A 23404-nucleotide genomic window follows, 5' to 3' on the forward strand; every position below is an offset into this window, starting at 1 on the left:
CCGGGATTCCGGATCCACCGCAGGTCAGCCCTACCCCCGTTCCTTGGTCCGCTCGAAGCGCACCTTCGGATAGCGTTCGGCGACATAGCCGATCTCCCAGGACGACTTGCCCAGGAACACCGGGGCCTCGTCGATGTCCTGGCCCATGGCCGACTTGTGCTTGTCGACGAAGTCCTCGACGTCGGCGCGCTCGCCCGACAGCCAGCGCGCCTCGGCATAGGGGCTGGCCTCGAAGATGCACTCCAGCTGGTACTCGTTTGCCAGGCGGTCGGCCATGACCTCGAACTGCAGCTGGCCGACGGCGCCGACGATGAAGTCGCTGCCGATCATCGGGCGGAACAGCTGGGTGACGCCCTCCTCGGCCAGGCCTTCCAGGGCCTTCTTCAGATGCTTGGCCTTCAGCGGATCCTTGACCCGCACGCGGCGCAGGATTTCCGGAGCGAAGTTGGGCAGGCCCGCGAAGCGCAAGGTCCCGGTTTCGGACAGGCTGTCGCCGACCCGCAGGACGCCATGGTTGGGAATGCCGATCACGTCGCCGGCGAAGGCGTCCTCGGCCAGTTCGCGGTCGGACGCGAAGAACATGATCGGCGCGTTGACGCTCATCGCCTTGCCGGTGTTCTGGGCCTTCAGCTTCATGCCGCGCGTGAAGCGGCCGCTGGTCAGGCGCAGGAAGGCGATGCGGTCGCGGTGGTTGGGGTCCATGTTCGCCTGGACCTTGAACACGAAGCCCGAGACCTCGTTGTCGCCCGGCGCGACATGGGTCTCGGTCCCGGCCTTGGTCACCTTGGCCGGATGTGGCGGCGGCGCGTAGGCGCCGATGCCGCCCAGCAGCTCGGAGACGCCGAAGTGGCGCAAGGCCGAGCCGAAGAACACCGGCGTCATGTGGCCTTCCAGGAAGCTCTGGACGTCGAACGGCTTGCTGGCCTCGGACACCAGCGCAGCGCCCTCCTCGACCTCGGCCTGCTCCTCGGGGGTCAGGTACTGGACCACCGCGTTGGAGTTGATCGCGACCGGATCGGGATGGCCCTCCTCGTCGGTCGAGCTCTTCTTGGCGTAGGGGATGAATTTCTGGCCGCGCAGGTCCAACATGCCCTTGAATCGCCCGCCCGAGCCCGCCGGCCAGTACAGCGGCGCCGGGTCCAGGGCCAGCTTGGACGAGACCTCGTCCAGCAGCTCGAACGGGTCCTGGGCCTCGCGGTCCATCTTGTTGATGAAGGTGATGATCGGGATGTCGCGCAGGCGGCAGACCTCGAACAGCTTCAGGGTCTGGGGCTCGATGCCCTTGGCCGCGTCCAGCACCATGATCGCCGCGTCGGCGGCCGTCAGGGTGCGGTAGGTGTCTTCCGAGAAGTCCTCGTGGCCCGGCGTGTCCAGCAGGTTGAACATCAGGCCGTCATGGTCGAACGTCATCACCGAGGCGCTGACCGAGATGCCGCGCTCGCGCTCGATCTTCATCCAGTCCGACTGGGTCCGCCGCGTCTGGCCGCGGGCCCGCACCGCGCCGGCCGCCCGGATCGCCCCGCCCGCCAGCAGCAGGTTCTCGGTCAGGGTCGTCTTGCCGGCGTCGGGGTGGCTGATGATGGCGAAGGTGCGCCGACGGGCGGCTTCAGCGGCGGGGGAAGTGCTCATGGGCGGGGACTAGCCCCATCAGCTCTTTTTGTCACCCTCGGCGGGCGTCTTCTCCGTCGGTCCGCCGGCCGTCTTGGCGGCGGACGGCTCTTCGGGCATCGCCTTGAGCATGGCCTGGGCCGCGTCCGCCTCGGGACCGCCGTGCGGACTCCCGGCCAAGGGACGCAGGACGATACGAGCCGTGTCGTAATCCTTGGTCGCAACCAGAACCTGGCCGGCGTCCAGCCGCAGATGGCCGACTTGAGGGGCCAACAGCATGGCCCGCAGCCGGACATTGACCATGTTCTCGTTCAGAGGCTCCAGCCGCCGGGCCTCGGCATAGCCGTGCAGCACGCGCGGGTCGTCGGGATCGACCTTGAAGGCGCGCGCGAAGGCCTTGCCGGCTTCGGCGAGGATTTCCTTGCGGTGGGCCTCGTCGGCCTCGGCCGCCATCAAGCGGCTTTCGCCCAGGGCCACCAGGGCGTCCTTGTCCTTGGGATCGGCGGTCAGCAAAGCGTTCAAGGCCGCCTCGCCGGCGGCGCGATCGCCGAACTGGGTCTCGGCCTGGGCGCGGACCAGCTTGGCGAAGCGGTCGTCGGGATATCGGGCCGTCGCCGTCCTGATCGCCTCCAGCACCTTGGGCTGGTCGGCCTTGGGCACGCCCAGCTTCAGCCTTTGCCCCTCAAGCAACAGAGCGTCGGCGGACGGCGGCAGCGCGGTCACCGTCATCGGCGCCTCGACCGGCGTCGTCCGGGGCAGAGCGCCGGCGGGCAGCGGGTGATCCATATAGGCCTGCAGTTTCTTGCGCAGGCCTTCCATGTCGTCGCCATAGACCGCCCGCCAGGCCTCGGGCGGCTTCTGACCGCCGCGCACCGCCTCCAGATACGGGCCCAACTTCTTGCGGCGCTCGGGGTCCGACAGGATGTAGTGGGTCAGCAGCCAGGCCTCGGCGTAGTAGCTGAGGGTCTCCCACTTGCCCAGTTCAGCCGGCCGCTTGCTCAGCAGGTCGCCCATCGGGACCCAGGTCATGCCGGGCGCGGTCAGGCTGTAGGCCCGGCCCTTGTTGTAGCCGCCCACGACCAGCCGCTGGGACCCCAGGTCGGCGGTCATGTAATATTCGGCATAGCCCTCCACGAGCCAGGCCGGATAGGCGCTGGGATAATAGCGCAGCATGAAGTGGTGCACATATTCGTGCATCACCGTGTCGTCGCCGCGGTTCTGGTCGTTCTCGGAACCGGAGCCGTCGCGAACCGCCACGGCGAAGACCTCGGTCGGCGCGGGAATATAGATCCCGGCCGTGTTGTCGCGCGCCTGCGGGACGACGCGACGCAGCTGACCGATGTCCGCGACCAGATAGACCGGCAGCTTGATCAGGATCGTCTCGTCCTGGGGCCGGCCGTGCAGCCGGCGCAGCAGGGCGTCGAAATCCTCCAGCATCGAGGCGTATTCGCGCACCGACCGCTCGCTGCGGCCGTAGACGACGAAGTGGTCGCTCTCGGCGCGCCGCCACTCGGCCCGGGCCGGCGCGGCCGTCGTCATGAGGACGGCCGCCGCCGCGACCGCTACCCGCCAAACCCTCACGACGCTCTCCCCGTACGCGCAATCTTGAATTGAGATTAGGCGGGCGGGATGGCTCCTGGCAAGGCGGCGCGCGGCGAAACCCCGCGCCGCCTCCGCGTCAGAACTTCGCCGACACCCGGGCGTACCAGAGGCCGCCATCGGTGTCGTAGGGGGCGTTGCGCGAATAGATCAGCCCGCGCGAGGCCTGGAACGTCGCCTCGGCCGGATAGGTGTCGAACAGGTTCTCGGCCCCGACCGTCAGCTTGATCGCCGAGGTCAGCTCGGCGCTGACCGACAGGTCGACCAGGGTGCGGCCGCCGAAGGTCTGGATCAGGTCGGCGGTCCCGTTAGCCTGGGCGTCGGTCCACTCGCCCGACCAGCGGGCGCGCAGCAGGCCGCTGAACCGGCCCTTGGCGTAGTCGAAGGTGAGGTTGGCGGCGTTCTGCGGCAGGCCGTCTTCCAGATTGATGCGGGCCAGCTTCGAGACCTCGGTCAGCTTCGAGCGGGTGACCTTGGTGTCGTTCCAGTTCCAGGCCGCCGTGACCCCGGCCTTGCCGCCCCAGACCTGGCCGCGCCACGATCCGACCACGTCGACGCCCTGGGTGCGGGTGTCGAACGAATTGGTGAAGTAGCTGACGGTCGTCAGGCTGTCGGCGCCGGGCACGCCCTGGGCGACCAGTTGGGCGCGCAGGGCCGGGGTCACCGTGAAGTTGGGTGACACGGCGAAGCGGTTGTCGACGTCGATGCGGTAGTAGTCGACCGAGGCGGTGAAGCCGCCCTGGCGGAACACCGCGCCGAACGACAGGTTCTTGGACTCTTCCGGCTCCAGCGGCTTGCCGCCCAGCGCCACCGAGATCGGGTTGATCGGCGACAGCCGACCCGAGGTGAACAGCAGCAGGGTGGTGGTGTTCAGGCCCTGCGAGGTGCGGGTGTTGTTGATCTGACCCGCGGTCGGAGCGCGGAAGCCGGTCGAGACCGCGCCGCGCAGAGCGAAGTTCGGCGTGATCGCGTAGCGTGCGGCGATCTTGCCGTCGGTGGTCTGGCCGAACTCCGAGAAGTCCTCGTGGCGTACGGCGATGTCGGCGTCGAGCTTGTCGGTGATCGGCAAATCGAGATCGACATAGGCCGCGTAGCTGGTCTGGTCCCACGACCCGGCCTGGCTGGGCGCGTAGCCGGGGAAGCCGTTCGAGCCGCTGGGCAGGCCGGCCGGCGCGCCGGGGCCGACGTCCCACGAATAACGGTCGCCCGCCTCGATCTCGTAGGTCTCCTTGCGCGCCTCCAGGCCCAGGGCCAGGTTGGCCGGCTTGGCCAGGAACGACCAGGCGAGCGGCCGCGAAGCGTCCAGGTTCAGGGTCTTTTCCTCCTGGATCAGCGCGCCGGCGTCGAAGCGCGTCGGCGACTGCGGGCCGAACGAGGCGTTGATGCTGTTGCTCAGGACGTAGTCGACCTTGTCGCGGCCCCAGCCGGCCGAGGCGTCCCACGACCAGCCGAAGGCATCGCCGCGCAGGCCGCCGTTGACCGAGGCGTTGGTCTCGTCCTGGCCGAACTTCGGCGAGAAGCCAGCGGGGTACAGCTGGCTCAGCGACCAGCCGGGGAACGCCGGGCTGGTCCGGTACGAGGTGTCCGTCGACGGGTTGCGCCAGTTGAAGTCGGTGACGCCGCTCATGTCGCTGTAGGTGGCGAAGGCGTAAGCTTCGACCGCGTCGCCGACGGGCACTACCAGGTTCAGCGAGCCGCGCCAGACGGTACGGTCAGGCTGGCCCCAGCGCTGCACGGGGTTCGGAACCTTGATGCTGGGATTGGCGGCCTGGAAGGCGATGGCGTCGGGGCGCTGGCGGGTGCGCGAGGTGGCCTCCGCGTCGGTGTAGTCGATGGCGCCGACCAAGCTCCCACCCTGGCCGAAGGCGACGCCGTAACGTCCACCGATCTCGGTCTTTTGGCCATCGCCGGCGAAGTAGCGGCCGGTCTGGGCGTAGCCGTCGAAGCCGGTCTTGTCGGACAGGATGATGTTGATCACCCCGGCGATGGCGTCCGAGCCGTACTGGGCAGAGGCGCCGTCGCGCAGCACCTCGATCCGCTCGATGCCGCTGGTCCCCAGGGAAGCGAGATCCACGCCCTGCTGGCCGCGACCGCCCAGCACCGCCGAGCGGTGGCGGCGCTTGCCGTTGACCAAAACGAGGGTCTGGTCGGGCGAGAGGCCGCGCAGGGTGGCGGGGCGCACGAAAGCCTGGCCGTCCGCGGCCGGCAGGCGCTGGACGTTGAACGACGGCGTCGTGGCCGCCAGCTTGTCCATGATCTCGTCCGAGACCGTGTTCCTCAGCGCCTCCTGGCTGACGACGTCGACCGGCGCGGTCGACTCGAAGGCGGTGCGGTCGACGCGGCGGGTGCCGGTGACCACGACGGCGTCGACTTCAGTGGCGCCATTGGAAGACGCCGCCTGGGCCGCGACCTGGGCCTGGGCATGGCTGGAAAGGGCCAGGGCGAGCGCGCCCCAGGCGACCGTGGACAAAAGCTTCATCGTCAACCTGCACTGTTCAGTTCAGGGCGGGTTAGCGACGGGTCTTGTCAGGTCGGCGACAGGGACGCGTCGGTTCGATGAAGGCTCCGAACGGCGTTCCTCGAAACGGCGCGAGGTTCAGCCGGCCTTGGTCCTCTCGCGGATCGCCTTGAGCAGGGTCGCCGCCGTCTCGGCCGCCTTGCCGCCGTGCGGGTCGTTGGCCACCGGCTCCAGCAGCCGGATGGCGTCGTCGACACGGCCCCGCGCGGCCAAGGCTTGGCCGACGTTCAAGGTGATCTCCCGAACCTGAGGCGCCAGCTGCGCGGTCAGCTCCAGCACGTTCAAGGTGTTGTCGCTGGGATAGCCAGGCTCGCCCATCCGGGTTTTCGCGAAGTCGTAGAGCGTCTGGTAGGTGTCCGGCGCGGCCTTGTTGGCCCGGCCGAACAGCTTGGCGGCCTCGGCGGCCAAGGCCTTGTCGTTCCCCGCCCTGGCGGCGGCCAGACGGTTCTCGCCGGCCAGGCGCAAGGCTTCGGCGTCCTCGGCGTGGCTCGCCAGCCAGTCGTCGAGCAGCCTATTGGAGACCGCCATGTCGCCATAGCCGGCCTCGACCCGTGCAAGCGCCAGGGTCGCCAGCCGATCTCCGGGATACTTGGCCGCCTCGTCCCGCACCGTCTTCAACAGCTTTTCGCCGAACGACTTGGGCGGGGCGCGCTTGGCCAACTGGTTCTCGAGCAACAGGTCGCCCGCCGAGGCCGGCAGGTCGGTGACCGTCATCGGAAAATCGGGCAGCGCTTCCCGCACCAGGGTCTTGGTCGGGATCGCGCTGCGCAGATAGACCAGCATCACGCGGTCCAGGTCCTCGACCGCGATCCCGGTGGTCCGAGGCCAGGCCGACAACGGATCCTCGCCCTTGGCGGTGGCGGCGACATAGGCCGAGAGCTTCTTCTTCCGCTCGGGATCCGACAGCATGTAGTGCGTCAGCAACCAAGCTTGGCCGTAGTAGACGCCGGCCTGCGCGCGGGTCAGCTGACCGAGCCGCTTGGTCAGCAGGTCGCGCGCCGGAACCCAGGCGCCGTGCAGCAGGGCCGAAACCCGATTGCCGTTGGGCGCGCCGACCAGGGTCTTCCGGTCCTCGAAATCGGCGGTCATGAAGTATTCGGCGTAGCCTTCGATCAGCCACGCCGGATAGACGCCCGGATAGTGCTGCAGCATGAAATGGTGCACGTACTCGTGCAGCACCGTGTCGTCGGCCAAATCGCTCTGCTTGCGGACCGCCACGGCGAAAATGTCGTTGACGTCGGCGGCATAGACGCCCGCCACGTTGGGGTCGGCGTCCGGAAAGGCTCGACGCAGCTGGTCGGGACTGCGCACCAGATAGACGTCCAGCTTGCGCGCCGCATCGTCCTGGCCCGCGGCGCGGCCGTGGAACAGGCGCAGCAGCGCGTCGAAATCCTCGAGCTTGCCGGTGAAGGCGCGCAGGCTGGCCTCGCCTCCGTCGCTGTAGACCACGAAATGGGCGCTCTCGGCCTTTTGCCACCCGGCCTGCGCCCGGCCGCCGCCCAGCACCGCCAGCCCCAGCGCCGCGCCCAAGGCCACGCGGCCGAATCCGAAACCCATGACGCCCCCAAATCACAACTCGAGATTGAAAGTAGAGGATCGCGCCCGCCGTTAGCAAGTCGATGGCCGCCTAAACGGGCGCCGCGTCGCCCGAGAATGCGTCAAAAAGCCCCTATTCGAAGAATGGGTTTGGAGTCATGCTTCCCTTATCCCGCACCGGTGGCGTCAGATCATCGGACGGATGGAGGAAATCGAACGATGGCCCTGCTCGACCATCATCGCGCGCACGACCGGCGGCATCCCGCCGGCAGCGCTCTGTGCATCGGCCTCACCCTCGCCGGCCTCACGGTCCTGGCGGTGGTGATCAGCTGGATGATGACCCTGGTCTAAGCCGTCAGCAGGCTCTAGGCCGCCAAGCGCCGCCAGACCTGACGATCGGCTTCGACATTGGTGAGCGCGCCAGCCTTCTGGCGCTGCAATAGCGCGCCCATGATTTCCACGCTCAGCTGCGCATAGCGCACCTGCACGTCGTCCTTGAGGCAGCCACGGCCCGGCGCGATGAACAGGGCCGCGTTAATTTCCGGGGCCTTGGCCACGATCAGGGCCGCCAGGCGCTGGGCCCGCTCCAGATCCTTATGATGCAGCAGCGGCTCTTCGGCGAACAGCTCCTTGCCCAGTTCCACCACCGAGTTGATCGACAGCGCGGCGAAGCGGTCGCGCGTCATCGGCGGCGTCAGCTCGGCCGCGTCGAAACTCAGGACGACGTCGTTCATCAGGAAAAGCATGGCGGCTACTGAATGTGGGGCTCTGGCGTTGAAGCCCCCGCAGGATGGCCCGAACACGCTTTAGGTCGCGTTTAGGAGCAGGGTTAACGGCCCTCTAGAGTCGAGTTGTCCACGGATCTCGACCTATGCGCTTCACGCTTCCACCGGCTCGGTGAGGAAGTGGCGGCCATCGCGGTCCTCGATCTCGACCACCCAGACGTCCGGATCGATGCGGGCGGCGCGCTCGGCATAGGCGTCCAGGTCGGGCTCGAACTCGGACCGCACCGGCTGCATCCAGAAACGCTCGCCGTCGCCGCGGGTGGCCTCGCTGAACAGCCGCGCGGTCCCGGCCCGGCGGTCGACCACCTTGACCAGCACCGCCCCCGCCCGTGTGTCGCCCTTGCGGGCCACCATGGCGAAGGCCCCGCCCAGCTCGGCGCGGCGGATCAGCGCGCCGACCCAGATATCCGTCGAAAGAAGCATGCGCTAACCGAACCGCAACCACACGGGACGTAAAGTTCGCCCCTGAAGTCTCGAAGCATACGAGAAAACACCGCCTATGACGCACCAGAAAGGTAGCGTGGCGCGATGGATCGGGGTGTCGATTGGAATGGCCGGCTTGGCCATGCCTAGCGCGCTGCTTGCCGCCAACGCCGCCGACCAGCTTTACGAACGCACGCTGATGACAGCGGCCGACGGCCGCTGCCGCCTGTTCGCGCCGTCCGTCTCGGCGGCGCTGGACGCCTCGCGGGCCCAGGCGCGCGGCGCGACCCTGCGCTCGGGCGCCAGCGAGATCCAGGTCTCGGCCCTGGAACAGCGCGCCCGCGTCAAGGCCGCCGGCGCGGCCTGCAATTCCAAGGATCTGACCCTGGCCGCCTCGCGGGTGAAGACCGCGTTCGACGGCTATTCGCAGATGCTGAGCATGACCTATCCGGGCGACGTGGCGTCCTGGAAGGCCGAGCGCTCGGTCTCGGCGACCATTCCGGTCTGGCGCCTGTCGCAGCCGGCGACCTTCGGCGTCGACCGTCTGGTGTTCGGCCTCGCCGGCCACGCCAAGGCCCTGACCGTGGTGGCCACCTTCGACAATGGCCAGCGCCCCTATGCGGCGCGGATCATCGTCCGCGACACCAGCCGTACGCTCGGCCCCTATATCGACACCCGCGCCGGCCGGAACCTCAGCGGCAAGGTCGCGCCACGCAACGCCAGCCTGGTGTTCGCCGCCGAGACCCGCGCGGAAGCCCCGCTCACCCTGCTGCCGACCGGCGCCAAGACGGGCCTGGCCTTCCGCTTCCCGGCGGCGGCGGCCGACGCGATCGCCCAGCTGGACCCGCGCGAGGCGGTGACGGTTGAATTCGCCTTCACCGGCCGCGGCGACGAAGTGACCCGCAAGGCCTATGTCGAGGTCGGGGACTTCGCGGCGGGACGGGCGTTCTTGCGGTAGCGCTCCGCTAAAATCTGTCATCCCGGCCGCAGCGCAGCGGAGAGCCGGGACCGCCACAGGCTCGGAGCTTCCGGTGGTCCCGGATCTGCGCGCTACGCGCTTGTCCGGGGTGACAGCGTCTTAGAACTCTAGCGCGGCGCGAAGGCGATGATGTTGTCGCCCAGGAGCGGCGGCGGCGGCTCTTCGGTCGTCGGCGCTTCTACCGCCGGCTCGGGCTTGGCCTCGATGGTCACCGATCGCAGCGGGGCCAGCAGCACCGGCAGGCGCACCGAGACGCTGGTGCCCGCGCCCAGGCGGCTTTCGATGGTCATCTCGCCGCCGTGCAGCTTGGCGAAGGCTCGCACCAGCGAAAGGCCCAGGCCCGTGCCTCGGGCGCGTTGCTCGGCGCCGCCGGCCTGCTCGTAGGGGCGGCCCAGGCGTTCCAGGTCCTCGGGGCTGATGCCGACGCCGGTGTCGGCGACGATCAGCTCCAGCACCCCGTCATAGCCATGGGCCGTGACCGTGACCTGGCCGCCGCGCGGGGTGAACTTCAGGGCGTTGGAGACCAGGTTCAGCACGATCTGCTTCAGGGCCCGGCGGTCGGCGTCGACCTCCAGTTCGGCCGGCGGCAGCACGCCGCGCAGCTGGACGCCGGCCCCGTCGGCCTGGACGCGCAGCAGCCGCATGGCCGCCTGCACCGCCTCGCGGGCGTCGAAGATCCCGCGCTGCAGCTCGAAGCGCTCGGCCTCGATCTTCGACATGTCCAGCACGTCGTTGATCAAGTCCAGCAGGTGGCCGCCGCTTTCGTGGATCAGCTCGGCATATTCGGCGTAACGGTCGCTGAGCGGGCCGAACATCCGGGCGCGCATGATGTCCGAGAAGCCCATGATGGCGTTCAGCGGCGTGCGCAGCTCGTGGCTCATATTGGCCAGGAAGCGGGCGCGGCCGGAGGCCAGGGCCTCGGCGTCGGCGCGAGCCTGGTCCAGGGCGGTCTCGCGGTTGCGGTCGACGGTGACGTCGCGCAGCACGCCGACCAGCTGGTTCGGGGCCACGCGCACCAGGTCCAGGGCGACGATGCGCTCGACGCCAAGGGCAGGATTGAAGGTCAGGCTGGCCGAGCCCTCGCGGTGGGCCAGGGCCACGGCGGCGGTCAGGCGCTGGCGGTCGCCCGGCGCGGCCGCGCCGGTCAGGCCGCGATTGACCAGGTCGACGGTGGTGACGCCCGGCGGCGGCGCGCCGCGCACCGCGGTCACCTGGCCCTGCCCCTTGATGGCGATCGCCAGGTGCGGCAGGCCGTCCAGCAGGGTTTCCAGGCCGACGATCTCGGAGGCGTAACGGTCGTCGCGCGCGCCCTGGCGGCGGCGGCCGATCAGCAGGCCGGCGGCCAGGCCCAGGCCCGTGGTGACCAGGGCCAGAAAGCCCAGGACGAAGCCCAGCGGGCCCGTCGGCTCCGGCGGGGCCAGGCCGGACAGCTGGGTCAGGGCCGCGACGCAGCCGCCGATCAGGGCCAGGGCCGCGCCTTCGGCCAGGCGCCGAGGCTGGTTCAGGATCGAGGCGGCCGCGACCGGGGCCAGGCACCAGGCGGCCATGGCGCCGGAGACGCCGCCGGTCAGCACCGCCGCCAGCGCGCCGCCTACCGCCCACAGGACCAGCATGATTGATTGGCTGCGCTCGTCCTCGCGAGTCATGAACAAGGCCACCAGGGCCGGGACCGCGCCCGCGCCCAGGGCCGCCCAGACCGGCCAGCCGCCCGCGTCGGTGAACAGGGTCGCCGCGGCCGCCAGGCAGACAGCCGCCAGCCAGCCCAGGCGCCACGCGTGCGCGGGATCGAACCCGGCCGGACGTGCGGCGGGGCGTCTGATCGGGTCTGGAAGCGTCTCGAATTCCAAAGGCCGGCCGACTTCAAGCACGGTGGGGAGGATCACCGTCTTCAAAGCTTAACGCGGAGTGGCCGTTCCCCCAAGGCCGCACAATCGTCGAGCGACCTTTCCTGGTGGACGCGTTGTGGACGGAAACGGAATCGTAAGCGCCTTTCGGCATATTCCTGGGCTCAAGCCATCACGGACAGAATGTCCGGGAGCCTATAATGCCAGAACCGGCGTCCTTCGACGCTTCGATCGTCTCCGCCTACGCGGATCCCGACCCGGCCGATCGCCGGGCGGTCGCGCAGGAGCGTCGACGCGTGGCCCTGGACGATCGCAAGCGCTCGTTCCTGCGCATGGTCAGCCACGAACTGCGCACCCCGCTGAACGCCGTGATCGGCTTTTCCGAGATCCTGTCGCAGGAGCTGTACGGGCCGCTGGGCAATCCGCAGTACCAAGAATACGCCAAGATCGTGCACGACAGCGGCATGAAGCTGCTGAAGCTGGTCAACCAGATCGTCGAGCTGGCTCGGCTCGAGGGCCATGTCACCGACATCGAGATGAGCCCGGAGCCCCTGGACGAGGCGATCGAGGACGTGCTGGACGGCCTGCGGGGCGAGATCTCCCGCCGCGACGTCGTCGTCAACGTGGTCGGCGAAGGCGCCCTGCCGTCGGTGATCGCCGACAGCCGCGGCCTGCGGACCATGCTGTCGAACCTGCTGCAGAACGCCGTCACCCACTCGCCCGCCGGGGGAGTCGTGCACATCGGCGCGGCCAGGATCGGCCGCGAGATCGAGATCACCATCCGCGACCAGGGCCCCGGCGTGGAGAGCGCCGAGCTTCCGCGTCTGCTGCAACCGTTCGAACAGGGCGGCTCGACCCTGACCCGGGCCCACGAGGGCGCGGGCCTTGGCCTGCCGATCGTCGACCTGCTGTCGCGGGCCATGGGCGGCCAGCTGAAGCTGTCCTCCAGCCTGGGCGCGGGCTTCCTGGCGCGGCTGATACTTCCCGCCGCATAGCGCCGCGCTTGCCTTGAACCGGCGCGGCCCCTAATTGGCCCGCCATGACCAGCGCCATCGACGCCGCCCTCAATGACCTCGCCGACGAGTTCGAGCTCCTTGGCGACTGGGAAGAGCGCTATCGCTACGTGATCGAGCTGGGCAAGGACCTGGCCCCGCTCACCGACGCCGAGCGGTCGGAAGACAACAAGGTGCGCGGCTGCGCCAGCCAGGTGTGGCTGGTCACCCTGCCCCAGGCCGACGGAACCCTGGTGTTCAAGGGCGACAGCGACGCCCACATCGTCAGCGGCCTGGTGGCCATCATGCTGCGGCTCTATTCGGGCCGCGCGCCCGCCGACATCGTCGCCTTCGACGCCAAGGCCGCCCTGGACAGGCTGGGCCTGTCCGAAGCCCTGTCGTCGCAGCGCTCGAACGGCCTGAAGTCGATGGTCGCCCGCATTCAGCACGACGCGCGAGCCGCGCTTGGACAGACCAGCCTTGGCTGATTTTCGCGTCGCCGCGCTTTACCGCTTCACGCGGTTCGACGACCCGGCGGCGATCCAGGGCCCGCTGGCGGCGCTGTGCTGCGGGCTGGGCGTCAAGGGCACCCTGCTGCTGGCCCGCGAGGGGATCAACGGCACCATCGCCGGCCAAGACGCCGCCATCGAGACGGTGCTGGACCACATCCGCGCCCTGCCCGGCTGCGAAGGCCTCCAGCCCAAGACCGCCCGGGCCGAGCGCATGCCGTTCTACCGGATGAAGGTGCGGCTGAAGAAAGAGATCGTCACCTTGGGCGAACCCGATCTGGATCCCGCCGCCAACGCCGGGACCTATGTCGAGCCGCGCGACTGGAACGCCCTGATCGCCGATCCCGACGTGGTGGTGATCGACACCCGCAACGACTACGAGGTCGCCGTCGGCGCATTCGCCCGCGCGGTCGATCCCCGGACACCCAGCTTCTCGGCTTTCCCGGCCTGGTTCCGCGACTATCGCCAGACCCTGGAGGCCGAGCGCGGCCCCGACGCGCCGCCGCTGAAGGTGGCCATGTACTGCACCGGCGGCATCCGCTGCGAGAAGTCGACCGCCTTCCTGAAGTCCGAGGGGGTCGAGGACGTCTTCCACCTGAAGGGCGGGATCCTCGACTATCTGGAGCAGGTTCCCGAGCCGGAAAGCCTGTGGCGCGGCGAGTGCTTCGTGTTCGACGAGCGGGTGGCGGTCGGCCATGGCCTCGCGCCCGGGACCCACGTCCTGTGCCGGGGTTGCCGGATGCCCGTCAGCCCCGAAGGCCGCGCTTCGCCGCTCTATGTCGAGGGCGTTTCGTGCCCCGCCTGCCACGACCGGCGTGACGAAGACCAGAAGGCCCGCGCCGCCGAACGCCACCGCCAGGCGCTGCACTGCGAGACCCTGGGAATCGACCACGTCGGCGCGAGCTCGCCGGTCAAGACCGGCTGAACCCTTCGCCGCCGCCCCGCGTTGACCCGGCTCCCCTCCTTCAACACGGAGCCCCGCGATGCACACCAACGAAGATCACATCAAGCTGGTCAACGGCCTGCTCAAGACCACGATCGACAGCGCCGACGGCTACGCCGAGGCCGCCAAGGACGCCGAGAGCGCCCGCTACAAGGACCTGTTCGAACGCCGCGCCCAGGAGCGCCGCTCGGTGGCCTCCGAACTGGAGGAAGAGGTCCGCCGCCTGGGTGGCGATCCCAAGGACGACGGCACCGCCCTGGCCGCCGCCCACCGCGCCTTCCTGAACCTGAAGGACGCCGTCACCAAAGGCGACGAGGCGGTGATCAACGAAGTCGAGGCCGGCGAGGACTTCATCAAGGAAAAATACGAGAAGGCCCTGAAGGACACCGACGTCGATCCCCAGACCCGCGCCACGATCGAGCGGGCCTGGACCTCGGTCAAGTCGGGCCACGACCAGATGCGCGACATCAAGCACATGCTGAAGCACTAGACCGCAAAAGCCTGTCATCCCGGCCAGGCGCGAAGCGCGCCGAGCCGGGATGACAGTTTTCATGAATTTGCCTCCGCGCCTTCCCCATCGCATATGAGACCCATGGAAGACGCGTCGCGCCCCATTCTCGACGAGAGGCAGATCAACCTGATCGCCAAGGCCCTGGCCGAGCCGCGTCGGCGCCAGATCCTCAAGGAGATCGGCGCGAACAGCGAGCCGACCCCCTGCGGTGACGTCGCCCAGCACGTGACGGTCAGCGCCGCCACCTTCTCGCACCACATGAAGGAACTCGAGACCGCCGGCCTGATCCGCATCTGCCGGCAGGGCAAGTTCGCGTTTCTGGTCCTGCAGCGCGACGTCCTCAACGCCTACCTGGCCCAGCTCGCCGAGATCTGAATCGGGCCTTGGCGGCGTCGCGTCGGACCCGCCTCACTCACCAAGGAATGGTTACTTTTGGTTGACTAAATATAATCTTAGGTTGTCCACAGCTATCTCGCGGGAAATGACGAGTCGGCGCTAGCCGACGCCCCGCACGACGTGCACCGCTCCCTCTCTCAACCGGGGCGCGCCGCCCCAAGCGCGGAGAGTGGCCATGTACGTCAAGAACCTCACCTCGGGTGACGACATCTATGCCGGCGACGAAGGCGCTCCGGACAACGCCGACCTGGTCCATGGCGGCGACGGCGCCGACCAGATCGCCGGCGCCCTCGACGCCGACGCCCTGTATGGCGACGACGGCGACGACCTGCTGAACGGCGGCGCCGGCGACGACATCCTCGACGGTGGAAACGGCGACGACACGGCGATCTTCTCGGGCGCGGCCGGCGACTACGTGTGGAGCGGCGACAAGACTTCGGCGACCATCACCGGTCCTGACGGGACCGACACCCTGACCAATGTCGAGCATTTGCAGTTTGGCTCGACGATCGTCGATCTGCCGGCCCCCAACACCGCCCCGGGCGCGCCGACCGACGGCGACGGCGCGGCCAACCTCGTCGCCGAGGGCGCGGCCAGCGGCGCCATCATTTCGGGCCTCGCCTTGTCCGCGACCGATCCGGACGTTGGCCAGACCCTGAACTACAGCCTTCTCGATGATGCCGGCGGCCGCTTCGCGATCGATCCCGCGACCGGCGTGGTGACGGTCGCCAACGCCGGCCTGCTGAACTTCGAGACCGCGACGTCGCACCAGATCACCGTCCAGGTCAGCGACGGGACGGCGACCGCCTCGAGCAGCTTCACCATCGACATCGCCAACGTGGCGCCCTCCGCGCCGGCGGATTCCGACGCAGCCGCCAACACGGTGGCCGAGAACGCGGTCAACGGAACGGCCGTGGCCGGCCTGACGATCACCGCCGCCGACCCGAACGGCGGCGTGACCTACAGCCTGGCCGACGACGCGGGCGGCCGCTTCTCGATCAACGCCGCGACGGGCGTGGTCACCGTGGCCGACGCCAGCCAACTGGACTACGACGCGGCGACGTCTCACCAGATCGTCGTGCGCGCCAGCGACGGGACAAACAGCGTCGATACGGCCCTTTCGATCAACGTGACCAACGCCGCGCCGACGGTCCCGACGGACGCCGACGCCGCGGCGAACACCGTCGCCGAAGGCGCCGCCAACGGCGCTCTAGTCGGGATCACCGCCTCGGCGACCGAAGCCAAGACCGGCGCCGTGACCTACAGCCTGTCCGACACCGCCGGCGGCCGCTTCGCGATCGACGCCGCGACGGGTGTCGTCACCGTGGCCGACGCCTCGCAGCTGAACTTCGAAAGCACGTCCTCTCATCAGATCACGGTGCAGGCCAGCGACAGCCAAGGCGCGTTCAGCAGCCAGACCTTCACCATTGTCCTGACCAATGTCGCCAACGGACCGCCGGTCGATTCCGACGCCGCGGCCAACACGATCTCTGAAGCCGCCATCAACGGCGCCGCTGTGGCGGGTCTGTCCATCAGCGCGTCGGACATCAACGGCGGCCCGCTGACCTACAGCCTGTTGGACAACGCCGGCGGCCGGTTCTCGATCAACGCCGCGACAGGCGCGGTCACCGTGGCCAACGCCAACCTGCTGAACTTCGAAGCCGCGACCTCGCACCAGATCGTCGTCCAGGTCAGTGACGGCGCGGCGACCGCTTCCGGCGCCTTCACCATCGCGGTGACCAACGCCGCGCCCGCCGTCCCCACCGACACGAACGGCGCGGCCAACCGGGTCTCCGAGCACGCCGCGAACGGCGCGGTGGTCAGCGGCTTGACCATCGCCGCTCCGGACCCGCACGGCGGAACGGTGACCTACAGCCTGCTGGACAACGCCGGCGGCCGCTTCGCCATCAACGCCGCGAGCGGCGTGGTGACGGTGATCAACGCCGCCCTGCTGGACGCCGACACCCAGGCCAACCACACGATCACCGTCCAAGCCAGCGACGGGACCCTGACCAGCAGCGCCGCCATCGTCATCGACCTGATCGACGAGATCGACAGCTACTGGACCGGCACGATCTCGAACAACACCTTCACCGTTCCGGACGGCCAGGATTGGCAGATCGACGGCGGCGGCGGCATCGACACTTTGACCGGCGGCGTCGGCGACGACATCATCATCGGCGGCACCAGCGCCGACATCCTGGCCGGGGGCGGCGGCAACGACACCTTCCTGATCGGCCTCGGGGACGGCCTCGACACCTTCGACGGCGGCGCCGGCACGGACACCATCAAGGCCTCGGCCGCCGACGTCGTCATCGGCATCGGCTCCATCACCGGGATCGAAGCCATTTCCAGCGGCGGCTTCGCTAACGTGACCATCGCCGGGACCACCGGCCCCGACACTTTCGACTTTTCAGGCGTGACGCTCACCGGCATCGCCGCGATCACCGGCGGCAATGGCAACGACGTCATCACCGGCGGCGCCGGCGCCGACGTCATTCGCGGCGGCGGCCAGAACGACACGATCAACGGCGGCGGCGGCAACGACATCATCGACGGCGGAACCGAGAACGACACGCTCTATGGCGGCAATGGCGACGACACGTTTCTGGTCGGCCTGACCGCCGGCGTCGACAGCTTCGATGGCGGCGCCGGCTACGACACCATCCAAGCGTCGGCCAACAACGCCGTCATCAGCTACAGCGGCCTGACCGGGGTCGAGGCGTTTTCTTCGGGCGGCTTCTCGAACGTGTCCATCGCCGGCGCCGCCAACGCCGACATCATGAATTTCAGCGGCATCACGTTCACCGGGCCGATCTCGATCGGCGGCGGCGGCGGCGCCGACACCCTCACCGGCACAAGCGGCGCCGACACGCTCAAGGGCGACGCCGGGACCGACACGATCTACGGCATGGACGGCGCCGACGTGCTCGACGGGGGAACCGAAAACGACACGCTCTACGGCGGCAATGGCGACGACGTGCTTCTCGCCTCGGGCGGCGAGGACCTGTACGACGGCGGGGCCGGGTTCGACGAGGTCCGGGCCGCCGCCAACAACGCCTGGATCAACTTCACGAGCCTTAGCGGCATCGAAAAGATCAGTGGCGGCGGCTTCACCAATGTCGGGATCGGCCTGCTCAGCGCCGGGGCCTACGCCAACTGGGACTTCACCAATATCCAGCTCCAGGGCATCGCGCTGATCTCCGGCGGCAACCAGGCCGACGTCATCCTCGGCAGCAACGGCGCCGACACATTCTACGGCGGCAGCGGCGCGGACGATCTTCGCGGCGGCCTCGGCGACGACATCTTCACCTACACGAACGTGATGGACCGCTATGACATCATCGACGGCGGGGCCGGCTGGGACAAGCTGATCGCCACCCAGGCCAATTCGGCCATCGAGGTGGCCTCCATGACCGGCGTCGAGGAAATCTCCTCCGGCGGCTTCTCGGGCATCTCGTTCGTCAGCTCCACCGCCGCCAACACGATCGACCTGCGCAACGTGGCCGTGACGGGCGCCGTCAGCTTCAAGATGAACGGCGGCGACGACACCTTCTACGGGACCTCCGGAGCGGACGTCGTCGACGGCGGCACGGGCAATGACGTCATCGACACCGGCGGCGGCGACGACATCATCCAGATGAGCTTCAACAACGGCGCGGACATCGTCCACGGCGGCGCGGGCTACGACAAGATCGTCTACGGCGCCGGCGGCAACGTGAACATCATGTTCAATTTCGACGGGATCGAAGAGGTCCAGGGCGACGCGGGACACGTGGCGCTCGTGAAGATCGTCGGCACCGCCGGCGACGACGCCATCGACATGCGCGGCGTCGTCCTGAAGGACATCCAGTACATCACCGGCGACTACGGCAACGACACGATCCACGGTTCCTATGGCGCCGACTTCATCATGGGCGACCGCGGTTTCGACACGATCTATGGCGAGGCCGGCGACGACAAGATCTGGTTCACCGCCTATGGCGACACGGACGTGATCGACGGCGGCTCCGGCTACGACACGCTGATCGCCTGGAACGACGGCGTGATCATCGGCTTCAGCGCGATCACCAGCGTCGAGGCCATCTCCGCCGAGGGCCACACCAATGTCGGCATCGCCTTCACCGACGGCGCGGACAACTTCGACCTCACGAACATCGCCGTCACGGGGGTCGCCTACATCGACCTGAAGAACGGCAATGACATCTTCGTCGGTTCGACGGGAGCGGACCGCATCATCGGCAACCTGGGCTCCGACCACATGACGGGCGGCGCCGGGGCCGACGTCTTCGACTACAACGCCGCGGCCGAGGGCGACTGGGACGAGATCACCGATTTCGTCAGCGGCGTCGACAAGATCGACCTGTCCACGATCGACGCCGTCCCGGTCGGCGGCGGCGGCGGCAACGAGGCCTTCACCTTCCTCGGGACCGGCGCCTTTACCCACGTCCAAGGTCAGCTGCGCTACGCCGTCACCTCGAGCGGCGTCGTCTTCTCCGGCGACGTGAACGGAGACGGCGTCGCCGACTTCAACGTCACCCTGACCGGCGTCGCCTCGCTCAGCGCGTCGGACTTCGTCCTCTAGACGCGTCGCCGCCCATGCCGCGCGGCGCGGCGTGGGCGGTCATGTCGAGGCCACATCAGCTTGTATGGACAGGCTTTGTCGGCGCGGGTTTGAGCTGTCCCGCGCCGCTGGCCACAACCGTGCGACAGACACGGACGAAACCGTCACCGATGGCGGGTGACTACGCCGACGGCTTCGCCGGCTCGCCATACGCGACGAGGAATGTTTCGACCGTCGCGTCCGCGTGGCGTTCCAGTTCGGCTTGAGAGCGCGGGTTCTTGTTACCCGTGAACATCGCCTCGTTCATCGGGATCCAGAGCAACATTCCGAAGAAATGGCTCGCGGCCAAATACGGGTCGGGTGTCCTGAGAAGCCGTCGGTCGGTCAGCTGCTGGAAGCAGGTCGCCATCGAAGCGAGCATGCGCTCGAAGCCTTTTTCGTACCAGTCGCGGCCGAGCTGAGGCATTCGATCGGCATTGGCGATGATCAGGCGACGGAGCTTCAAGCGCTCCTCATCCATCAGCGTCGTCATGAAGCGTCGGGCGACCTTTCGCAGGCCTCCCGTCATGAATTCCGCCTCGGTGAGCAACGCGGCGACCGCGTCGAAAGCCTCCGTGGCCTGGGCGGCCGACGCGCGAATGACCTCGCCGAAGAGCGTCTCCTTGTCGACGAAATGCTTGTAGACCGTCTGTTTGGAGACGCCCGCCTTTGTGGCGATCTCCTCCATGCTCGTTCCGTCATAGCCCTGGCCGACGAACGCCACGGTGGCCGCGTGAATGATATCACGCTCCTTGCGCGCCGATCGGCTTTCGACATCAACCTTCATACCATCCTCAATCCGGTACTAGACGGTTCCGTTCCGCGCGTGATATGCCAAGCCTTAGTACTAGACCGGCTAGTACTGGACCTGAGGAGCGATATCGAACAATGGCTAGGATGATTTTCGTAAATCTGCCAGTGCGCGATCTGCCGGCGGCGACACGCTTCTACCTCGCGATCGGCGGCGCGTTGAATCCGCAGTTCTCGAACGACGACGCCAGTTCCGTGATGTTCTCGGACTCGATCGGGGTCATGCTGCTGACGCACGAGCACTATCGACAATTCACCGCGCGGCCGATCGGCGACCCCGGGCGCGAGAGCCAGATGCTCATCGCCCTCACCGCCGACAGCAAGGACGAGGTGAACGCCACGATCGAAAAAGGTGTGGCCGCGGGCGGCCGCGCCGATCCGAATCCAGCCCAGGATCTCGGTTTCATGTTCAACCGCCATATCGAGGACCCCGACGGGAACGTCTGGGAGATCCTTTGGATGGACCCCTCCGCCATGCAATAGCGGCCAGGCGCGCCGAACTTCGAGGAACAAGCGAGCGGCGCGCTTGATCTCCGCCTCCCCCAAATCATCCGATCGAAAGGCGAAGTGAGATGCCGAGTTCAGACCCCAAGGTCGACGCGTACGCCGAAGGCGTCGAAGCGTTCGCCAAGCCGATCCTGGCGCATCTGCGCGGCCTCATCCGGACGACCTGCCCGGAGGCTGTCGAAACCTTGAAATGGGGGATCCCCCATTTCGACTACCGGGGCGAGATGATGTGCATTTTCGCCGCCTATAAGTCCCATTGCGCCTTTTCCTTCTGGAAGAGCTCGCTGATGAGCGACCCACGGCTCAAGGCGAGCGTCGATCTGCCGGCGTCCAAGCGCTTCATGGGGAAGTTGACGACTCTCGCGGATCTCCCCGTCGACGCCGAGCTGACCGCTTGGATCCGCGAGGCCATGCTGCTCAACGAGCAAGGCGCGAAGGTCGCGCCCCGCAAGGCGCCCGCGCCCGCCAAGCCTGTCGTCGCGCCCCCCGTTTTCGTCGAGCGTCTCGCGGCTTCCCCGTCGGTCAAGGCCATATTCGAGAGCAAGTCAGCGTCGTTCCAGAAAGAATACAATGTCTGGATCGCCGAGGCGAAAACCGAAGCCACGCGCGACAAGCGGATCGACGAGGCGCTCGCCTGGATCGCCGAGGGCAAGGGCCGCTTCTGGAAATACGCGAAGGGCGGCTGAAAGCCGTCACAGGCTTTGTCGGTGCGGGCTAGCCGCGCCGGTGCAATCGGTGTCGCGACCGCTTCGACCTGTTTCTGGGACACTTCTAGCCTGTAGCGACACAGCTTGTAGAAAAACTCCGCTCTCCGCTCATTGAATCACTTCGATGATTATCTAAATGTCGAAGCGTTCGCCGTTCAGAGCGAACGGCCCCCAACGGGCCGAACGGAGAGAGATCATGAGCAAGCTTACTGGCAAGACCGCCGTCGTCACGGGCGCGTCGAAGGGCATCGGGGCCGCGATCGCCAAGGCCCTGGCCGCCGAGGGCGCGGCCGTGGCGGTCAACTACGCGTCCAGCCGCGAGGGCGCCGACAAGGTGGTGGCAGAGATCGTCGCCGCCGGCGGCAAGGCCATCGCCGTCCAGGGCTCGGTGGCCAATAGCGCCGACGTCACGCGGCTGTTCGACGAGACCCGGACGGCGTTCGGCGGCGTGGACATCCTGGTCAACAATGCCGGCGTCTACGCCTTCGCGCCGATCGAGGACTTCAGCGAGGCCGAGTACCGCCGCCAGTTCGACACCAACGTGCTGGGCGTGCTGCTGGCCACCAGCGAAGCCGCCAAGCGCTTCGGCCCCGACGGCGGCAGCGTCATCAACATCAGCTCGGCGGCCACCACCGTCGATATCCCCACCGCCTCGGTCTATACGGCCACCAAGGCGGCGGTGGACTCGCTGACCCGCGTGCTGGCCAAGGAGCTGGGTCCGCGCAAGATCCGCGTCAACGCCATCTCGCCCGGCGCGGTCGAGACCGAGGGCACCCACACCATGGGCATCATCGGCAGCGAGCTCGAGGCCCAGATGGTCGCCCAGACCCCGCTGGGCCGCATGGGCCAGCCGTCGGACATCGCGCCGGTGGCGGCCTTCTTGGCCTCGCCGGAGAGCTACTGGATCACCGGTGAGATCATCGCGGTGGCGGGCGGCAACCGCTAAGCCATCCGATAGTGCCGCGCCAGGCGCTGCAAGGCCAGTTTCAGCACGGTCTTGCCCGCCCGGCGCGGCAGTTTCAGCGAACGCTCGGCCGCCTCCAGGGCCGAGCCCATCAGGCACACCCGCTCCAGCATCTCGCGAAGACCGGGCCCGACGGCCGCGAGGGCCTTGGCGATCCGTTCGCGCGTGGCGTGGTCGCGCTCGGCGGGCGCCGCGCCCGGACCGCCGCGAGGGGCCCTCGGCGTCTGGTCCCAGCGCATGGTGACGCGGCCCAGGCTTCCCAGGCTCTCGAACTCCTCGCGAAGCCGTTCGGCGGCGGCGGCCTCGACCGGCGTCAGCCACGGCTGTCCGGCGGCGTCGCGGCGGCGCGCCAGCCAGGCGATCGGCGACTCCCCGAGGTTTCGCCGCACGATCCCGCCCCCCTCCTCCAGCCTGACCTCGGCTTCGATGACGCCCGGGCGGCCGGGCGGCGGAAGGATCGGTTCGGGTCGCGCCGTCATGGTCCAGCCGCCCTGCGGCCGTGGCTTCAGGGTCGCTTCCCGAGCCAGCATCCGGAACGCCGCCTCGTCCAGGGCCAGCATCACGCTGCGCCGACGGCTGGGACCCAGGCGCACGCCGTAGCCCAGGGCCTGGGCCTCGATCACCGCGCCGGGCCGCGACAGCAGCCGCATGGCGCGCTCGGCCAGGCGACGCGCCTCCAACGCCTCGTCGAGCATCTCGCTAGGGGCCGCCACGCTCATTGCGGGATCTCCTCGGCGTGGGCCGGGGCTTGCCGAAGGCAGGCCTCCAGCTCGGCGAGGCGGCGGTCGAAGGCGGCGTCCTCGCGCATGTCCTCGATCTTGCGACAGGCGTGGCCGCAGGTGGTGCGATCGCGGCCGAAGGCGAAGGCCACGCGATGCAGCGGCCAATGGAAGGTGATGTGAGTCAGGTAGATGGCCAGCTGCCGGGCGCGAACGGCGGCGTGCGAAGCGCGTCTGGGCGTCGAGATCTCGAGCGCCGGCACGCCGGTGGCCAGGGAAACGAGATGGGTGACAAAGCCGACCGTCAGGCGGTCGCGGCGGGGATCGGGCGTGATCGCCCAGATGTCCTCAAGGGCTTGAACCAACATGGCGTCCTCCTCCCCGGTCGCGAGAACGACCGGTGAACACCACTATAGGTTTATTTTCCCAAACAGAGGAAGATATTCCTATT

At 68.3% G+C, this 23404-nt stretch carries 21 protein-coding genes; 11 read left to right on the plus strand and 10 right to left on the minus strand.

Annotated features, from left to right (window positions below):
• Positions 1-30: 30 nt before the first annotated feature.
• The 4 genes from ASC70_RS04490 to ASC70_RS04505 all read right to left on the minus strand — a co-directional run bounded on the left by ASC70_RS04490 (position 31) and on the right by ASC70_RS04505 (position 7282).
• A complete protein-coding gene (locus ASC70_RS04490; RefSeq protein WP_056046845.1) occupies positions 31-1629 on the minus strand; it encodes a peptide chain release factor 3 in 1599 nt (532 codons plus the stop codon).
• 18 nt (positions 1630-1647) lie between these two features.
• Entirely contained in the window at positions 1648-3189 is a 1542-nt protein-coding gene (locus tag ASC70_RS04495; RefSeq protein ID WP_156396118.1) for a hypothetical protein, read from the minus strand.
• Positions 3190-3286: 97 nt separating this feature from the next.
• Positions 3287-5686, minus strand: coding sequence for a TonB-dependent siderophore receptor (locus tag ASC70_RS04500; RefSeq protein WP_056046848.1), 2400 nt, complete (start codon positions 5684-5686; stop codon positions 3287-3289).
• A gap of 117 nt (positions 5687-5803) precedes the next feature.
• Positions 5804-7282 (minus strand): DUF1570 domain-containing protein, encoded by a 1479-nt coding sequence (locus tag ASC70_RS04505; RefSeq protein ID WP_056046850.1) that lies wholly within the window; start codon positions 7280-7282, stop codon positions 5804-5806.
• Between the two features lie 198 nt (positions 7283-7480).
• Between ASC70_RS04505 and ASC70_RS25430 the strand changes: the two genes are divergently transcribed.
• Positions 7481-7612, plus strand: coding sequence for a hypothetical protein (locus ASC70_RS25430; RefSeq protein ID WP_235519244.1), 132 nt, complete (start codon positions 7481-7483; stop codon positions 7610-7612).
• A 14-nt stretch (positions 7613-7626) separates the two neighbouring features.
• Here ASC70_RS25430 and ASC70_RS04510 read toward each other — a convergent pair whose 3' ends face one another.
• Positions 7627-8007: a hypothetical protein gene (locus tag ASC70_RS04510; protein ID WP_056046853.1), complete on the minus strand. Its 381-nt coding sequence runs from the start codon at positions 8005-8007 to the stop codon at positions 7627-7629.
• A gap of 132 nt (positions 8008-8139) precedes the next feature.
• On the minus strand, positions 8140-8469 hold the full coding sequence (locus ASC70_RS04515; RefSeq protein WP_047407202.1) for a DUF1491 family protein: 330 nt from the start codon (positions 8467-8469) through the stop codon (positions 8140-8142).
• 76 nt (positions 8470-8545) lie between these two features.
• On the opposite strand from ASC70_RS04515, the gene ASC70_RS04520 reads away from it, so the two are divergent.
• A complete protein-coding gene (locus ASC70_RS04520; RefSeq protein ID WP_056046855.1) occupies positions 8546-9427 on the plus strand; it encodes a hypothetical protein in 882 nt (293 codons plus the stop codon).
• A 128-nt stretch (positions 9428-9555) separates the two neighbouring features.
• On the opposite strand, the gene ASC70_RS04525 is transcribed toward ASC70_RS04520, so the two are convergent.
• Positions 9556-11295, minus strand: a complete 1740-nt coding sequence (locus ASC70_RS04525) for a HAMP domain-containing sensor histidine kinase (RefSeq protein WP_056048389.1) — start codon at positions 11293-11295, stop codon at positions 9556-9558.
• A gap of 197 nt (positions 11296-11492) precedes the next feature.
• Here ASC70_RS04525 and ASC70_RS04530 point away from each other — a divergent pair, with 197 nt between their 5' ends.
• From ASC70_RS04530 to ASC70_RS04555, 6 genes are all read left to right on the plus strand, one after another.
• On the plus strand, positions 11493-12287 hold the full coding sequence (locus tag ASC70_RS04530) for a sensor histidine kinase KdpD (protein WP_056046856.1): 795 nt from the start codon (positions 11493-11495) through the stop codon (positions 12285-12287).
• Positions 12288-12331: 44 nt separating this feature from the next.
• On the plus strand, positions 12332-12772 hold the full coding sequence (locus ASC70_RS04535; RefSeq protein ID WP_056046858.1) for a SufE family protein: 441 nt from the start codon (positions 12332-12334) through the stop codon (positions 12770-12772).
• Positions 12765-13718 carry a rhodanese-related sulfurtransferase gene (locus ASC70_RS04540; protein ID WP_056046859.1) on the plus strand — a complete coding sequence of 318 codons (954 nt, stop codon included), beginning with the start codon at positions 12765-12767 and terminating at the stop codon, positions 13716-13718. The genes ASC70_RS04535 and ASC70_RS04540 overlap by 8 nt, the downstream gene beginning before the upstream one ends.
• A 58-nt stretch (positions 13719-13776) precedes the next feature.
• The gene (locus tag ASC70_RS04545) at positions 13777-14226 is read left to right on the plus strand and encodes a PA2169 family four-helix-bundle protein (protein WP_056046861.1); all 450 of its coding nucleotides are present in this window, start codon (positions 13777-13779) and stop codon (positions 14224-14226) included.
• 93 nt (positions 14227-14319) lie between these two features.
• A complete protein-coding gene (locus ASC70_RS04550) occupies positions 14320-14622 on the plus strand; it encodes a helix-turn-helix transcriptional regulator (RefSeq protein WP_156396120.1) in 303 nt (100 codons plus the stop codon).
• A 196-nt stretch (positions 14623-14818) separates the two neighbouring features.
• Positions 14819-19228, plus strand: a complete 4410-nt coding sequence (locus tag ASC70_RS04555) for an S-layer family protein (RefSeq protein WP_056046865.1) — start codon at positions 14819-14821, stop codon at positions 19226-19228.
• 160 nt (positions 19229-19388) lie between these two features.
• On the opposite strand, the gene ASC70_RS04560 is transcribed toward ASC70_RS04555, so the two are convergent.
• A complete protein-coding gene (locus ASC70_RS04560; RefSeq protein ID WP_047407219.1) occupies positions 19389-20033 on the minus strand; it encodes a TetR/AcrR family transcriptional regulator in 645 nt (214 codons plus the stop codon).
• 131 nt (positions 20034-20164) lie between these two features.
• Between ASC70_RS04560 and ASC70_RS04565 the strand changes: the two genes are divergently transcribed.
• The 3 genes from ASC70_RS04565 (at position 20165) to ASC70_RS04575 (ending at position 22216) form a co-directional block, all read left to right on the plus strand.
• Positions 20165-20539, plus strand: a complete 375-nt coding sequence (locus tag ASC70_RS04565; RefSeq protein ID WP_369815099.1) for a VOC family protein — start codon at positions 20165-20167, stop codon at positions 20537-20539.
• Positions 20540-20628: 89 nt separating this feature from the next.
• Positions 20629-21249: a DUF1801 domain-containing protein gene (locus ASC70_RS04570; protein ID WP_056046868.1), complete on the plus strand. Its 621-nt coding sequence runs from the start codon at positions 20629-20631 to the stop codon at positions 21247-21249.
• Positions 21250-21466: 217 nt separating this feature from the next.
• Complete coding sequence (locus ASC70_RS04575) at positions 21467-22216, plus strand: glucose 1-dehydrogenase (protein ID WP_056046870.1); 750 nt, start codon at positions 21467-21469, stop codon at positions 22214-22216.
• Here the strand turns inward: ASC70_RS04575 and ASC70_RS04580 are convergent.
• Together ASC70_RS04580 and ASC70_RS04585 are read right to left on the minus strand one after the other, a co-directional pair.
• Positions 22213-22929, minus strand: coding sequence for a DUF6456 domain-containing protein (locus ASC70_RS04580; RefSeq protein WP_162247191.1), 717 nt, complete (start codon positions 22927-22929; stop codon positions 22213-22215). The two genes, ASC70_RS04575 and ASC70_RS04580, sit on opposite strands and share 4 nt — an antisense overlap.
• Before the next feature lie 20 nt (positions 22930-22949).
• Entirely contained in the window at positions 22950-23321 is a 372-nt protein-coding gene (locus tag ASC70_RS04585; protein WP_047407254.1) for a helix-turn-helix domain-containing protein, read from the minus strand.
• Positions 23322-23404: the final 83 nt, after the last annotated feature.

Origin of the sequence: Caulobacter sp. Root343 (assembly GCF_001425745.1) — a bacterium.
Lineage (GTDB): Bacteria > Pseudomonadota > Alphaproteobacteria > Caulobacterales > Caulobacteraceae > Caulobacter.